Consider the following 15,841-nt stretch of genomic DNA (forward strand, 5'->3'; position numbering starts at 1 on the left):
AGTGGAGGTTTTTTAATATGTTTAGTGAAGAAATTAACAAGATAAGTTTAGCAGGTGAAGCTAAAGTAAGACTAATGGAGAAAAGTAAGAGTAGATATATTCTAGCAGCAGTATTAGCTGGAGTTTTTGTTGGATTTGGTACTCTACTTATTTTTACTATTGGTGGACTTTTAGCTCACGTAAAAGCACCATATACAAAGATTGTCATGGGGGTTTCCTTTGGAATAGCTTTAAGTTTAGTCATTATGGCTGGTTCGGAACTTTTTACAGGAAACAATATGGTTATGACCATAGCTACTCTTAATAAAAAAGTTACTTTAAACAAAAGTATTAAGATATGGATTTATAGCTTTATTGGAAACTTAATAGGATCTATATTTATAGCCTCTCTATTTGTAGGTGCTGGTTTAGCTAAAGGAGCTACAGCAGACTTTATATTAAATGCTTCTCAAGGGAAAATGGACACAGGGGTAATTGAATTATTAGCACGAGGAATGCTTTGTAATATGCTTGTTTGTTTAGCAGTATGGTGTTCTTTTAAGATGAAAGAAGAGAGCGGAAAGTTAATAATGATATTTTGGTGTTTATTTGCATTTATAACTACAGGATTTGAGCATAGTGTAGCTAATATGACACTACTTTCAATTTCACTTATGATCCCTCATGCCGCTACAATAACTTTTGGCGGATTTATATATAATTTAGCTATAGTAACCTTAGGAAATTTCATAGGAGGAGCTATATTTATAGGATGGGCTTACTATTTTATATCAAATAAATAATAGAAGGAGTGAAAAACATGGGTTTTAAATTATCAAACTCAGCTTTTAATGAATATCTAATAAGTTTAAAAGAAAAATATAAGGTGTATGCTCCTGTAACCTTAAAAGGAAAAGGAACTTTTTCTGACACAGATTCTATAAGGTATAGTGAAGTTTACTCTATAGAAGAAATGACTTTAGATAAAAAATCACATTTTTCATTTAAAGAATTAGTTTTACCTATAACGCAAACATTGTTTTATTTTACTGAGGACAGTTGGATTGAGCCTAAAATAGAGGAAAAAGAAATTTTAATATTTCTAAGAAGTTGTGATTTACATGGAATTAGACCTATAGATCAGATTTATTTAAATAATGGATATGAAGATCCATATTACAAAGCTTTAAGAGAAAAAATTAAGTTCGTATTAATAGGTTGTGGTGAAAGTTTTGAAAACTGCTTTTGTGCAAGTATGGGAACAAATAAAAGCTTTAACTATCATATGGCATTAAATTATAAAAATGAAGAAGTCTGTATAGATATAAAGGATGAGGACTTGTTGGAACTTTTTAAAGGTATTGATTTCTTGGAGGAAAAAGATGTTTCTCCTAATTATGTAGAAAGTAATGAAATAAGTGTAAAAGTGCCTGATAATTTAGATCAAAGAATTCTTAATTCAAAGGTTTGGAATGAATATTCTTCAAGGTGTATAGCCTGTGGAAGATGTAATTTTGTCTGTCCTACCTGTACATGTTTTACCATGCAAGACATATTTTATAAGGATAACCCAAAGGCGGGAGAAAGGCGTAGAGTTTGGGCTTCTTGTCATATAGATGGCTTTACTACTATGGCTGGAGGGCATGAGTTTAGAAAAGATAAAGGTGAAAAGATGAGATATAAAGTAATGCATAAAGTTTATGATTTTAAAAAGAAGTTTGGTTATCAAATGTGTGTGGGCTGTGGGAGATGTGAGGATATATGTCCTGAGTATATTTCATTTTCTAATTGCGTAAATAAATTAAATGAAGCAATGAAAGAGGTGGAATAATAATGAATAACAATGTTTATATGCCATTTAAATCAAAGATATTAGATATAAAAAAGCATACAGAGATTGAGTATACTTTTAGAATGGAATTTAAGGGTGATGTAAAACCAGGGCAATTTTTCGAAGTTTCCATTCCAAAATATGGAGAAGCACCTATTTCTGTCTGTGGCATGGGAGAGGGATATATAGATCTAACAATAAGAAGAGTTGGAGTAGTAACAGATATAATTCACTCTTTTAAACTAGGACAATCTATATTTTTAAGAGGACCTTATGGTAATGGATTTCATATAGAAAATTATAAACATAAAGAACTTATTGTAGTGGCTGGAGGAACAGGAGTATCACCAGTAAAGGGTATAATAGATTATTTTTCTAAAAATATTAATGAATGTGTATCTTTAAATGTTATTGCAGGATTTAAAACTGTAGATAATATACTTTTTAAAGAGGATATAGAAGATTGGAGGAAGTCTTCTAATGTAATAATTACTGTAGATAGTGCTGAGGAAGGATATAAGGGGAACAGAGGACTTGTGACTAAATATGTGAAAGATCTTCAAATAGAGGATAGGGAAAATGTGCAAGTAGTTGTTGTGGGACCTCCCATGATGATGAAATTTACTGTAGGGGAGTTTTTGAAATTAGGTATAGATGAAAAGAATATTTGGATTTCACAGGAAAGAAAAATGTGCTGTGGAGTTGGCAAATGTGGACATTGTAAGATAGATGATACTTATATTTGTCTTGATGGACCTGTATTTAATTATGTAAAGGGAAAGACTCTTATAGATTAGGGGGATTTGAATATGGATATAAATACAAAAGCTTTAAAGAAAAATGCCTTTAGGATTACAAAAACTAGAGGAATAACTGCTTTAAGAGTGAGAGTTCCTGGTGGACATTTAGATGTTAAACATTTTGATACAATAAAATATATAGCAGATAATTATGGAAATGGTACTGTGCACATAACTACTAGACAAGGTTTTGAAATTCCAGGAATAAAAGTCTGTTACATGGAAGAGGTAAACGAGCTTATACAACCAGTTATTGAAGGTCTCAATATAAACCAAATAAGCCCTAATACAGGATATTCTGCGTCAGGTACAAGAAATGTTTCTGCTTGTATAGGGAATAGGGTATGTCCTTTTGGGAATTATGACACTACAGCTTTTGCAAAAAGAATTGAAAAAGCAATATTCCCTAATGACTATCATGTAAAAGTAGCACTTACAGGCTGCGCTAATGATTGTATAAAGGCTAGAATGCATGATTTTGGTATAATAGGAATGACAGAGCCGCAGTACGATTCTTATAGATGCATAGGCTGTAAAAGCTGTGTTACTAACTGTAAAAAGAGGGCTACAGCAGCTTTAAGTTTTGAGAATTTTAAGGTAGTTAGGGATCATGATAAATGTATAGGTTGTGGTGAGTGTATAGGTAAATGTCCTACAGGTGCATGGACAAGAAGTGATAAAAAATATTATAAATTAGTAATAATGGGTAGAACAGGAAAGAAAAACCCAAGAATAGCCCAGGATTTTATAAAATGGATAGATGAAGATAGTATACTTAAAATAATACTTAATACTTATGAGTATATTGAGGCATATATAGATAAGGATGCTCCAGGTGGTAAAGAACACATAGGATATATAGTTGATAGAACTGGATATCAGATTTACAAGGAATGGGTACTTAAGGAGGTTAATCTTCCAGAAAAGGCCGTGGTGGCCCCCTATATTAACTGGTAATAGTAAGTTAGCTATTTTGTTAAATTTATAGTCAAATATGTTGACAGGAAACTGTTTTCATTGATATAATGTAATGTAATTTAATATAAAAATTCAAAGAAGAGAAGAGTACTTTTATAGAATTTCTTAAAGCGAATAAGGACAGAGTGAAAGCCTTATAAGATATATAAAAGGAAGAGAGCCTCAGAGAAGCTACCTACTAATATAGTTTAGGTAAGCCGCTAAATGCGTTAGATTTTTGAGTGGATCATTGTTATGATCAACAGGAGTGGTACCGCGGATATTCCGTCTCTTATTTTTAAGAGGCGGTTTTTTATTTTATAAATAATTATAATTCAAAGATACCGCCAATGTAATATTTAAAATTATAAGATTTAATTAAGGAGGAAAATAGAAATGGATTATAAAAAGATCATAGCTGAAAGAATTTCTCAGCATGTAGATATGGATAAAGAGCAATTAGAAAAAATTATAGAAATTCCACCTAAACCTGATATGGGGGATTTTGCATTTCCTTGTTTCCAATTTGCTAAAGTATTAAGAAAGGCACCAAATGCTATAGCAGAAGAGTTAAAGGATAAAATCTCAAAGGAAGGGTTTGAAAAAGTTGAAACTTTAGGACCTTACCTAAACTTTTTTGTGGAAAAGGGAGATCTTATAAAAGAAACATTAAACAAGATATTAAACGAAAAAGAGAAATATGGATCTTCAGAAGAAGGAAAGGGCAAAAATGTTATAGTGGAGTATTCTTCTCCAAATATTGCAAAACCTTTCCATGTAGGACATCTATTTACTACAGCTATAGGAAATGCTTTATATAAAATGTTAAATTTTGAAGGATATAATGCCATAGGTGTTAACCATTTAGGAGACTGGGGAACACAATTTGGAAAGCTTATAGTAGCATATAAGAGATGGATAGATGAAAAAGCCCTTGAAAAAAATCCAATAGAAGAGCTTCTAAGAATATATGTAAAATTTCATGATGAGTCAGAGAAAAATCCTTCTCTAGAAGATGAAGCTAGAATGCATTTTAAGAGACTAGAAGATGGTGAAGAGGAAGAAACAAAGCTTTGGAAGAGATTCAAAGACTTAAGTTTGAAAGAATTTGAAAAAGTTTATGAAATACTAGGTGTAAAATTTGATTCCTATGCAGGAGAAAGTTTCTACAGTGATAAAATGGATACTGTAGTAGAAGAGTTAGAAAATAAAGGCTTACTTGTAGATAGTAATGGGGCTAAAGTGGTTATGTTAGATGAATATAATATGCCTCCTTGTATAATTAAAAAGGCTGATGGAGCTACCATATATGCTACAAGAGATCTTGCTGCTGCAATATATAGAAAAAACACCTATAATTTTTATAAAAATATTTATGTAGTTGGAACTCCACAGGCTCTTCACTTTAAACAGATATTTACTACATTAAAACTTATGGGCCATGACTGGGCTAATGACTGTAGACATGTAGGTTTTGGGTTGGTAAAGTTTGCAGATAAAAAGCTTTCTACTAGAAAAGGTGATGTAATTTTACTTGAAGATTTGCTAAAAGAGGCAACAACTAAAACCTTAGAGATAATAAATGAAAAGAATCCAGATCTTGAAAATAAGGAAGAGGTAGCTAAAAAGGTAGGAATAGGTGCAGTAGTATTTGCATATCTTAAAAATAATAGAGAAAGAGATATTGTGTTTGATTGGAAGGATATGCTAAGTTTTGAAGGAGAAACAGGACCATATGTTCAATATACTTACGCAAGAGCTAAGAGTATATTAAGAAAAGCAGGCACTATAGGTTCTGAATGTGATTACTCTAAACTTAACTCAAAGGAAGAGTTTGAATTGGTTAAAACCTTAAAAGCATTTAATGAAGCTATACTCTCTGCTATAGATAAACTTGAACCAGCTATGTTAACAAGATATATTATAGATGTAGCTAAAGCATTTAATAAATTTTATAATTCTCACTCAATAATAAATTTAGAAGATGAATCTTTAAAAAATGCTAGATTAAATATGGTTGAGGCAACATGTACAGTAATTCATAATGGACTAAGTCTATTAGGTATAGAAACAGTAGAAAAAATGTAATATTACCACAAAAAAGAGATATTAATTAATTTTAATGTCTCTTTTAATTATATTAAAATTTATGGGTGTTCTAGATCTGGAATAGTTTACTTATGATGGGTAGTCTTGTATAATGTATATATAACTCAATTGGAGGTGTAGGATTTGAAGGTATATGATATTATGAGCAAAAATGTTATTGCTGTTAATGATAAAGATACGGTAAACAAAGCTTTAAATATGCTAATTGATAAAAGGATAAATGGTGCCCCAGTGGTGGACAAGGATAATAATCTTAAAGGCATAATAGTAAAGGCAGATATATATAGATTTTTAGTAGATGAAGGGCATTATGATACTTATCCTGTAGAGTCTGTAATGAAAAAAGAGGTAGTTACTGCTGAAACTGAAGAAAAAATTATAGATGTAGCAAAAAAAATTAGATATAACGACATAGTAGCTATACCTGTGGTAGATAAAAGCAATAAGGTTATAGGGATGATTTCTATGGAGGATATTATAGATTACTTTATAGAAGAGTTAAATAGAGTATAGAAAGTTTTGTAAGCATATATTAAAATATTTAATAAGGTTATGGAGTTATCACTTCATAACCTTATCTATTACTTCTTTAATGTCTTCTTGAGCTTTTTTAATGGCAGCATCTTTAGAAGAAGGATCCATATCTATGCCTTGAACAAGTATCTTTTCAAATTTCTTTATTCCTAGAAATTTAAATATATCATGAATATAATCTATGCCGTGGTTGAATTTTCCACCGAATATTTTAGGATAAATCCCTCCAGAGGATTGAATATAAACCATACTTCTTTCTTTATCATCTAAAAGACCTTTTACTTCTTCATCAGATATTTGAATTACTTTATTATTTATTATAATACAATCTATATATCTCTTAAGTCTGGAAGGATAACTTATGCTCCACATTGGTGCAGCTATTACATAACAATCCGCATTTAAGAATTGGCTACAGAGAGTGTTGATCCTATCTACGTCTTTTTTATCCTCCGGAGATAAAGAATTATATTCATCACCAGAAACTAGTTCTGCTCTGGATTTAATAATTCTCTCATTTATCTCAGGTATATCTTCATTATAAAGATCTAATTCTTCCATCATATAGTCAGTGTTTTTAATTAAAAAATTAGTAACAAAGTCTCTACCTATAGTTTTACTAGTAGATACTTCTTGAGGTTTTGGATTAACAGTAATATATAATAATTTTTTCAAACACAATCACCTCCAAATATATAATTATTTTTAGCTATATATTTAAGTTTATACATTTTTATTTTAACAAATTTAGGTTGTGGTTCATAATATAACCATATAAGTATTAAAAGAAAGGTTTAAATATGGTTAATAATCCATATGCATATAGCTTTTATTATTGGGATGGTTTTTTAGATTCTATGTCATGTAATAGCTATACTAGAGATAATATGAGAAAGTATTATGCTACAAGAGATGAAGCATACTTTAGAAACATGAACACTATGGCTACAGCAGTTATAAAGGGAGGACCTTTTGCTCCAAGTATTAAAGGGATGGTATATTTTGTAGATGTACCTTATGGGACAAATGTCTGTGTGACCGTTTGGGGTTTACCAGAATTTAAGCCTGCTACAGCCAATGAAAAACAAATAGGACCCCATGGATTCCATATACATGAGTTCGGTAATTGTGAAGTTGGAGACGTAAATGATCCCTTTAAGTCAGCAGGATCCCATTGGAATCCTACTAAACAGCCACATGGCAATCATGCAGGGGATTTTCCTGTACTATTTTCTAATCATGGAATAGCAATGATGTGTTTTTTTACAGATAAATTTAAGGTTAAAGATGTAATTGGTAAATCTGTTGTAATACATGAAAGTCCAGATGATTATAAGACTCAACCAGCTGGTGATTCAGGTAGAAGACTAGCTTGCGGTGTTATTAAGTAATTAATGTAGTGTTACTATGACAAATACTTTCTGAAAGAGTATCGGTAACGGGAGATAAGGTATAAATATAAAAAGCCTTTATCTTAATTTCTAATAGAAATAAGATAAAGGCTTTTTATTATATGATACTATTTCTTTTCTATTTTAATGGTGTTTGAGTTACAACCAGAGCAAGAGGAGTGAGAAGGACAATGGTCGCAACTGCATTTTCCTGATTTTGTGTTTTTAAAGTTTTTATAAATCACATATACAGAAAAACCTACTATTACTGTTGCAAATATTATTTCTAACATAAAGAAACACCTCTTTAAAATATTAAATTTCCTACATTATATACAAGAAAGGACATGATCCAAGCTAACAATAGTTGATAACCTACTGAAAATAAAGCCATTTTTCCACCGTACTCTTTCTTCATAGCAGCTACTGTGGCTACGCATGGTGTGTATAATAATACAAAAATTAAAAAGGAAATTGCAGCTATAGAAGTAAAATGGCTAGGTAATATAGTTGAAAGTTGATCTCCGTAAATAACACGCATAGTTGCAACTACAGATTCCTTTGCTATAAATCCTGTTAAAAGAGAAACAGCAGCTTGCCATGTGCCGAAGCCTAAAGGCATTAAAATTGGAGCTAATAATCCACCTATAATAGATAAAAAGCTTATAGATATATCCTCTGTATATCCGGTTAAGCTGAATTTAGATAAAATCCAGATTATTACAGACATTGCAAAGATAATTGTACCAGCTTTTTTGGCAAAGCCCTTACCTTTATCCCAGGTATGGTTTAATAAATTTTTTACTTCTGGTAGCTTATATTCTGGTAACTCAATAATAAAAGGTTCTTCATCTTTTTTAAATAAGGTATTTTTAAATAAAATTCCTAATAAAAATGCAAGTACAATACCTAATAGATAAAGACATAATACTAAAATATCCGCCTTTTCAGGGAAAAATGCTGATGCGAATACAGCATAAACAGGTAGTCGTGCGTTACAAGACATAAGAGGAACTAAAAGAGCAGTAAGTTTTCTGTCTTTTTCACTCTCTAAGGTTCTTGCTGACATTATAGCAGGTACAGCACAACCAAAACCTATAACGAAAGGAATAAAAGCCTTTCCTGATAATCCCATTTTTCTCATTAGCTTATCCATTATAAAAGCAACTCTTGCCATGTAGCCGCTATCTTCTAGTATAGATATGCAGAAAAATAAGGTTAATATTATAGGAATAAATACAAATACGGAACCTACTCCACCTATAATTCCATCAACTATTAATGAAGAAAACCAAGGGCTAGAGTTTTCTAATAAACTCGATACAAAAGGAGAAAAAGTATTACTAACAAAATCCTCTAATAGATCTGAGAGAGGTTGCCCCACCCAATTAAAAGTGAATTTAAATATTAAAAACATTATTCCTAAAAATATAAAATAAGCCAAAAAAGGATTTAGTATTACTTTGTCAATTTTATCAGAAGTATTTGTATAATTTTTGGAAGAGTTATAAGTTACACTACTAGATAATATATTTTCTATATAGTTATAAGTAGTTTTTTCATTTGGGAAAGAATAATCATTAGTGTCATTAAAGTTTAAATATTTTTTACTTTCTATAATTTTTATTATATCTTTTATACCCTTGCCTTTACTGGCTATCATAGGTATTACTGCAACTTTTAAATTCTTAGATAAAGATTCTATATCTATATTTATACCTTTAGAATTTGCTACATCTAGCATGTTTAAGACTAATATTATAGGTTTGTTAAATTGCTTTAATTGAGTAGTAAGATATAAATTTCTATTTAAATTAGATGCATCAACAATGTTGATTATAACATCCACCTCTCCATTATTTAAAAAGTTTTTAGATACTTTTTCTTCATTGGAGTAAGTGTCCATGGCGTAAATCCCAGGAAGATCAACGATTTTTATTTTATCTTCAATAAAGCCTTCTTTTTTTTCTACTGTAACCCCAGGCCAATTACCCACATATTGCTTAGAACCAGTTAAGGCGTTAAAGAGAGTAGTTTTACCTACATTTGGATTACCTAACAATGCTGCTGTTATCATGCTTGTCCTCCTTAATAAAACTAAGATGCACTATCTATATATATATTTCTTGCATCTGTTTTTCTAATTGCCATATCAAAGCCTCTAAAATTAATTACTATAGGGTCCCCTAAAGGAGCGGAACGTTTTATTAAAATCTCTGTTCCTTCTACACAACCTAAAGCAAGTAGTCGCTTGGCTAATTTTTCATCACCATTTATCGATAAAACTGTACCTCTTTGGCCTATTTTTAAGTCGCAAACGCACATCATTAACACCCCTTACTGAAAATCATTATCACTATATTATAGCATTTTGATATAATATAGTCAACAGTTTGTCCAAAGTTGATAAAAAAGTAACTATACTTAACAAAAGAGTTCTAAGTTGAATAGACATTAAATTCGTGATATTATACTATAAATATAAGATTAAAAATAAATTAAAGTATCTTTAAATTTATAAGAATAAATATGGTTCATGGAAGCAATATATAAGTAGAGAGGCGGTGAAAACCTGATAATTTCAGGGAGGATATGAACATTGGAGCGTTTTTTGATATTGATGGAACTCTTTATAGAGAGGGACTTATAGCTGAGATTTTTAAAAAGTTAGTAAAATATGAAATAATAGAACCGGAAAAGTGGTATAATGAAGTAAGGCCTGAATATCAAAAGTGGGATAAAAGACAAGGGAATTATGATAATTATCTTTTGAAAATGGCAGATATTTATATACAAGCAGTTAAAGGCTTACATAAATCTCAAGTAGAGTTTATAGCAAGAAGGGTCGTTCAGCAAAAGGGGGATAGGGTATATACCTATACTAGAGATAGAATAACTTGGCATAAAGCTAAGGGACATAAGATTATAATAATATCTGGAAGCCCAGAAGAATTAGTTAAGGAAATGGCATTAAAGTATGGATTTGATGATTATAAAGGTGCTGCTTACTTAATGGATAATGAAATGGAGTATACTGGAGAAGTAATTCCTATGTGGGATAGCAAAAGTAAGAGAGAAGCCATATTATATTTTAAGGACAAATATCATATAGATCTTTCAAATAGTTATGCTTATGGGGATACTGCAGGTGATTTTTCAATGTTTAAATCTGTAGGGAATCCTATTTGTATAAACCCAACTCGAGAATTAATAAAAAAGGTTTTAGAAGATGAAGAGGTAAAAAATAAAATCAAAATAGTGGTAGAGAGAAAAGATGTTATTTATGGCTTAAATGCAGATTGTTTACAGATTTTATAAGAAAGAGTGGGTAAAGTGATAATTCGTGAAAATACTTTTTATGTAGATGACATAAATTTAGACAATGTATTAGATATAGAAGATAAGAAAGATTGTTATGAATCAGCTTTGTTTTTTGACTTAGAACATTATGTTTACAAAAAACCTATATGTATAGGGGTATTTGGATGTTGCTATTATGATAAATTAGATTCTTCCATAAATGTTACTCAGTATATGATAGAAAATAAAAATGAAGCTGTAGATGTATTATTTATGGCAGAAAGTTATTTTCAGTTTATGATGAAAAATAAAAATAAACATTATATAGTAACTTTTTCTGGAAATAATGATTTTACTGTGATTAAATATTTATTTAATAAATATAATATAGATTTTAACTTTGATGAACATTTTGTTCATGTAGATTTACAAAGAGAGTATGAAAAGCAGTTTAAAAATAATATAGGACTTAAGAACCTTGAAAAGTTAATAGGCATAGAAAGAGAAGGGGAAGTTGTAAATGGTGCTAATCTAGCTAAAACCTTTAGTAAAGTTGTTAAGGATAAAGACTATATTAAGAGGATGCCTGAGGATAAAATAGAAAGAATTTTATTATACAATGAGCAGGATGTGATAAATTTATTCCATATATACACAAACTGGGGTAATTTATCAAAGCAAAATGAGGACTCTGAAATATGAGTCCTTATTTTGCTTTGTTTTAAATTAAGCTTACAAATTAATAGTGATGTATCCAAAATTTAAAATTATTGATGATACTTGCATTTTAGTCTATAATTTATGTAGGTTAAATTTTATTCTATAGTAACTATGAAATAAAGGTGAAGGGTAGTGATATATATGAAAAAATCAGTTTTAAATATGATTTTAGCATCAGCTTTGGCTGTGATTTTTTCTGTAACTACAGTAAATGCTTATGCAATCTTTGGTGACTTTAACGAAGATGGAGTTGTAGATATTAAAGATCTAAATATAATAACATCATATTATAATACAAATAATTCTAAATTTGATTTTAACAATGATTCTATTGTTGATATATATGATATAACCAAAGTATCTAAAGAGGTAACTGATAGGTATGATTATAATTTTAAAGTATCTCTAGGGGGAGATTACTCCAATCTGTCTAATTGGTCCATTGTTAATGAAAAGGATGGAATGATCTATTATAGAAATGAAAGTGATGGTGGAAAGCTATATAGATCTAGTTTAGATGGCAGTGGCGCTGTGAAAATTTCTGAAGATAGTGTTTATAGCATAAATATAATTGGAGATTATATTTATTACATAAACTATTCTGACAATAAGAATATATATAAGATATATAAAGATGGAAGTAGAAAAACAAAGCTTGCAGAAGGTGATGCACACTATATTCAAGTTAGTGGAGGATTTGTTTATTTTTTAAGTCGTGATGGCTTAAAGCTTAAAGCTGCAAAAACTGATGGTTCAGGTACTACAACACTTGTAGAAGGAGGAGTAGAAAACTTTTCTATACGAGGAGAGTATTTATATTATACCTCATTAAAAGATAAAAAGCTTTATAGAATTAAAGATGACGGTAGTGAAGCTACTAATGTTATAGAACAGTCTATATACAGATTTGCCTTGGATGGAGATAACATATATTATATAAATGCTTCTGATGGATATAAGCTTTATAAGATGGATGTAAATTCAGGTACTAAGGTAAAGGTTATGGACAAGGCACTAGGATCTATCAATATAAGTGGAAACTATATTTACTTTTCGGATTATAGTAGTGGTGCTTTATATAGATGTAATAAACAGGGTGGAGAGTTATTTCGTATAGGAGATGCTTTTCTTTCAACTATAGAAGGATATAATTATATAAATGTAATTAAAGATAAAATATTTTATTATAATTTGGGTGATAATATAATCTATAGGGTAAATACTGATGGTTCCAAGGAAACGCCTTTAGGATATTATAAATTACAGTTAAATAATGGAGAAATTAAAAATTTTAATAGTATAAAAGATGCTATGACATATTTAAATTCTAACAATGTAGGACAAGGAGCTTTATATGACCCATCCCAAAATCTTTTATGGGATAGTACAAGCCATTGGGTATATGAAGGAATACAAAATAAAGGTAGATATAATACATTAAGAGAGGCTACAGCCATTGCTTCTAAATATACATCAGGTAAGGTTGTAGGAAAGGATGGAAAAGTTCTTTTTGATAAGGAGAATTCATGGAAAGCTGTATTAGGGGTAGCTCAGGATGACCTTTATATTAGACCTAACCCATCAATGAGTTCCAATTCAACCTTAGAAGTACCTAAGGGAGAGGTGTTAGAAATCCTAGGTAGACAGGGAGAATATGTAGATAGAGTTGTTAATGGACAAACTAAAACTTATCATTATGGATTTTATAAAATTAGATATTATGATAAAAGTGGCAATATACATGAAGGGTACGTCACCAAATATGTAGATATTATAAGCGATGATTTATATGATAATATGATAGGAGCAGTAGCAGAAGAATATGAATCTAATGGAGATCCGGCAGCTATCTCTTCTGGAGTAGGAGATTATGGAGGGAAGTCTTATGGAACATATCAATTTTCATCAAATTTAGGCTCTCTAGCTGCTTTTATACAATGGACTAAAAATGAAAATGTTGATATTTATCAAAGGTTAAATAATGCTCATATAAAAGATGGTGGACAACCTAAAATTTATGGAGAAAACTTTGATAAGGAATGGAAGCAAATAGCTAAGGAGTATTATAATGATTTTTATAATATGCAGCAAAAATATATAAAAATTAATTTCTATGATGATTTAATGAGAAGATTGAAAAATAGTGGCATAGAATATAGTCATTTAACAGATTACTTAGCAGTTAGAAATATGCTGCTATCCACCTCGGTGCAACACGGAGCTTATGGAGCTTTTAAGCTTATAAATAAACTGGGATATTTCAATGAACCTTCTAATTTTATAGTGGGAGTTTATGATGAAAGGTCTAAAGTAGACATATATTTTCCTAGCTCTCCTACTTGGCATGAGGGGTTAATAAATAGATTTATTAAGGAAAAAAGGGACATATTAAATGTCTATAATAAGGAAATAATTTATTAAAAATAAAGCTTTCAAAGGATTAAACCTTTGAAAGCTTTATCTAATCTTAAGCCTATTTATCTGATTTAATGTTTTTTCCGTCACTGGTTATTACAATGTCACCTTGAAGATCTGTTCTATAAACTGTGATATTTCTGTTTTTCATATCTTCAACGATTTCTTTGTGAGGATGACCGTAGTCATTTCCTTTTGCACAGCTTATAATAGCATACTTTGCATCTACTTTATCTAAAAATTCTTTAGAAGAGGAAGTGCTACTCCCATGGTGTCCTAATTTAATCACATCAGACTTAAGATCTAAATTTTTTTGAACAATTTCTTTTTCTGAAATTTTCTCAGCATCACCCATAAATAAAAAACTGTTTTCTCCATAGTTTAATTTTACTACTGCAGAATAATTATTTATATTTTCATAATTTTCGCTATTAGGAGCTAACATCTCTGCTTTAATGTCTGAATGAAAATCTAAACTAACACCTTTCTTAGCTACATTAATTTTTAAATTTTTCTCTTTTAATGTAGAAACCATTTTTTCAAAGGTTTTTGTGTTATTAGTCTTTTGGGGAGCGTAAAATTTTTCTACAGGAAAATTATTTAATACAGCTACTATGCCTCCTATGTGATCTTCATGAGGATGGGTAGCTACAACTATGTTTATTTTGTTAACACCTATATCTTTTAAATATTTTACTAACTTGTCAGAGCTAGATCTAGGTCCTGCATCTATTAACATATTTTTATCTTTATACTGTATTAATACTGAGTCTCCTTGACCTATGTCTATATAATGAACCTTAAGATTATCAACTTCAGTATTACTATTAGAATTATTTCCAGAAGTTTTGACTGTTATAGTACAACCAGTAAATATCAAAATAAATACTAAAAAAAGTGGAAATAAAACTTTTAAGTGTTTTGGCTTCAAAAATATCACTCCTTAAATTATTGTAAAATTAGCTCATTACAATAGTCTATCATTTTTCATAGAATGATAAAAGGGTTTTCCTTGAATTTTACTATATAACTTAGTATAATTACTTTGATTAAACTGATAAGGAAGTGATTTCATGAGGACTTTTTTTATAGGATTATATTATTTATTATATATGATTATAGTAGGACTTAAAAGAATAAAGTTTAGGTTAATAAGAAGAATTAGAGGGGAAGAGGCAGCTTTTCAGTACACAAAAAAGGTTGTAAGTACCTGGGCTGAAAGAACCATTAAGATAATGGGTATGGACGTGGAGATAAGTGGAAGAGAAAATATTCCTAAGGAAGCTTGTCTTTTTGTTGGAAACCATCAAAGCTATTTTGATATACCCATAATGATTTATATACTCAATAAACCAATTGGATTTGTTGCAAAAAAGGAATTAGCCAAGATTCCTGTATATAGAAACTGGATATTAGGAATGAAGAGTTTGTTTTTAGATAGACAAAATGTGAGGGAAGCTATAAAAACCATAAACATAGGCATAGATTATTTAAAGGAAGGTCATTCCTTAGCTATATTCCCAGAAGGAACTCGTAGTAAGAGTAAAGAAATGGCAGAATTTAAGAAAGGGAGTTTAAAACTAGCTATAAAGTCACAGGTACCCGTAGTGCCAGTAGCTATATCTGGAACTTATAAAGCTTTTGAAGAAACAGGAAGATTAAAAAAGGCTACTGTAAAAGTAAAAATAGATAAACCCATTTACGTGAAAGATTTAAGTAAAGAAGAACAAGGAAGTCTAGCGGAAGATGTAAAAGAGATAATTTTTAATAATTTATTAGAATTACAATAAGATAAAAAGAACATT

16 protein-coding genes and 1 other annotated feature are annotated in these 15,841 nt (G+C 30.0%); of the genes, 11 read left to right on the forward strand and 5 right to left on the reverse strand.

Annotated elements, in window-relative coordinates:
• Nucleotides 1–17 precede the first annotated feature (17 nt).
• The 6 genes from KQI89_RS01860 (at nucleotide 18) to KQI89_RS01885 (ending at nucleotide 6,189) form a co-directional block, all read left to right on the forward strand.
• Nucleotides 18–782 carry a formate/nitrite transporter family protein gene (locus tag KQI89_RS01860; RefSeq protein ID WP_216455685.1) on the forward strand — a complete coding sequence of 255 codons (765 nt, stop codon included), beginning with the start codon at nucleotides 18–20 and terminating at the stop codon, nucleotides 780–782.
• Between the two features lie 17 nt (nucleotides 783–799).
• Complete coding sequence (gene asrA / locus KQI89_RS01865) at nucleotides 800–1,810, forward strand: anaerobic sulfite reductase subunit AsrA (RefSeq protein WP_216455686.1); 1,011 nt, start codon at nucleotides 800–802, stop codon at nucleotides 1,808–1,810.
• Between the two features lie 2 nt (nucleotides 1,811–1,812).
• Entirely contained in the window at nucleotides 1,813–2,607 is a 795-nt protein-coding gene (asrB, locus tag KQI89_RS01870; RefSeq protein ID WP_246582935.1) for an anaerobic sulfite reductase subunit AsrB, read from the forward strand.
• Nucleotides 2,608–2,619: 12 nt separating this feature from the next.
• Nucleotides 2,620–3,567 (forward strand): sulfite reductase subunit C, encoded by a 948-nt coding sequence (gene asrC / locus KQI89_RS01875; RefSeq protein WP_216455687.1) that lies wholly within the window; start codon nucleotides 2,620–2,622, stop codon nucleotides 3,565–3,567.
• An 87-nt stretch (nucleotides 3,568–3,654) separates the two neighbouring features.
• Nucleotides 3,655–3,863: a binding site (T-box leader), on the forward strand.
• Nucleotides 3,864–3,963: 100 nt separating this feature from the next.
• Nucleotides 3,964–5,655 (forward strand): arginine--tRNA ligase, encoded by a 1,692-nt coding sequence (gene argS, locus KQI89_RS01880; RefSeq protein WP_216455688.1) that lies wholly within the window; start codon nucleotides 3,964–3,966, stop codon nucleotides 5,653–5,655.
• A 162-nt stretch (nucleotides 5,656–5,817) separates the two neighbouring features.
• Nucleotides 5,818–6,189: a CBS domain-containing protein gene (locus KQI89_RS01885; protein ID WP_032122754.1), complete on the forward strand. Its 372-nt coding sequence runs from the start codon at nucleotides 5,818–5,820 to the stop codon at nucleotides 6,187–6,189.
• A gap of 48 nt (nucleotides 6,190–6,237) precedes the next feature.
• Here the strand turns inward: KQI89_RS01885 and KQI89_RS01890 are convergent, their stop codons facing one another.
• Nucleotides 6,238–6,885 carry an FMN-dependent NADH-azoreductase gene (locus KQI89_RS01890; protein ID WP_216455689.1) on the reverse strand — a complete coding sequence of 216 codons (648 nt, stop codon included), beginning with the start codon at nucleotides 6,883–6,885 and terminating at the stop codon, nucleotides 6,238–6,240.
• A gap of 212 nt (nucleotides 6,886–7,097) precedes the next feature.
• On the opposite strand from KQI89_RS01890, the gene KQI89_RS01895 reads away from it, so the two are divergent.
• Nucleotides 7,098–7,601 (forward strand): superoxide dismutase family protein, encoded by a 504-nt coding sequence (locus KQI89_RS01895; protein ID WP_216456642.1) that lies wholly within the window; start codon nucleotides 7,098–7,100, stop codon nucleotides 7,599–7,601.
• A 128-nt stretch (nucleotides 7,602–7,729) separates the two neighbouring features.
• Here the strand turns inward: KQI89_RS01895 and KQI89_RS01900 are convergent, their stop codons facing one another.
• Genes KQI89_RS01900 through KQI89_RS01910 form a run of 3 tightly spaced genes read right to left on the reverse strand, consistent with a single transcriptional unit; the run spans nucleotide 7,730 to nucleotide 9,926 of the window.
• Nucleotides 7,730–7,894, reverse strand: a complete 165-nt coding sequence (locus tag KQI89_RS01900) for a FeoB-associated Cys-rich membrane protein (RefSeq protein WP_081923228.1) — start codon at nucleotides 7,892–7,894, stop codon at nucleotides 7,730–7,732.
• A gap of 14 nt (nucleotides 7,895–7,908) precedes the next feature.
• Nucleotides 7,909–9,678, reverse strand: coding sequence for a ferrous iron transport protein B (feoB, locus tag KQI89_RS01905; protein WP_216455690.1), 1,770 nt, complete (start codon nucleotides 9,676–9,678; stop codon nucleotides 7,909–7,911).
• Nucleotides 9,679–9,698: 20 nt separating this feature from the next.
• Nucleotides 9,699–9,926 (reverse strand): FeoA family protein, encoded by a 228-nt coding sequence (locus tag KQI89_RS01910; RefSeq protein WP_032121473.1) that lies wholly within the window; start codon nucleotides 9,924–9,926, stop codon nucleotides 9,699–9,701.
• Between the two features lie 267 nt (nucleotides 9,927–10,193).
• Here KQI89_RS01910 and KQI89_RS01915 point away from each other — a divergent pair, with 267 nt between their 5' ends.
• From KQI89_RS01915 to KQI89_RS01925, 3 genes are all read left to right on the forward strand, one after another.
• The gene (locus tag KQI89_RS01915) at nucleotides 10,194–10,919 is read left to right on the forward strand and encodes an HAD-IB family hydrolase (protein WP_032121474.1); all 726 of its coding nucleotides are present in this window, start codon (nucleotides 10,194–10,196) and stop codon (nucleotides 10,917–10,919) included.
• Nucleotides 10,920–10,934: 15 nt separating this feature from the next.
• The gene (locus tag KQI89_RS01920) at nucleotides 10,935–11,603 is read left to right on the forward strand and encodes a ribonuclease H-like domain-containing protein (protein WP_216455691.1); all 669 of its coding nucleotides are present in this window, start codon (nucleotides 10,935–10,937) and stop codon (nucleotides 11,601–11,603) included.
• 159 nt (nucleotides 11,604–11,762) lie between these two features.
• A complete protein-coding gene (locus KQI89_RS01925; protein WP_216455692.1) occupies nucleotides 11,763–14,042 on the forward strand; it encodes a DUF5050 domain-containing protein in 2,280 nt (759 codons plus the stop codon).
• 52 nt (nucleotides 14,043–14,094) lie between these two features.
• Here KQI89_RS01925 and KQI89_RS01930 read toward each other — a convergent pair whose 3' ends face one another.
• Nucleotides 14,095–14,973 (reverse strand): ComEC/Rec2 family competence protein, encoded by an 879-nt coding sequence (locus KQI89_RS01930; RefSeq protein WP_216456643.1) that lies wholly within the window; start codon nucleotides 14,971–14,973, stop codon nucleotides 14,095–14,097.
• 136 nt (nucleotides 14,974–15,109) lie between these two features.
• On the opposite strand from KQI89_RS01930, the gene KQI89_RS01935 reads away from it, so the two are divergent.
• Nucleotides 15,110–15,826, forward strand: coding sequence for a lysophospholipid acyltransferase family protein (locus KQI89_RS01935; RefSeq protein WP_032121476.1), 717 nt, complete (start codon nucleotides 15,110–15,112; stop codon nucleotides 15,824–15,826).
• Nucleotides 15,827–15,841: the final 15 nt, after the last annotated feature.

It is taken from the genome of Clostridium simiarum (assembly GCF_018919175.1).
Classification (GTDB): Bacteria; Bacillota; Clostridia; order Clostridiales; family Clostridiaceae; genus Clostridium_L; species Clostridium_L simiarum.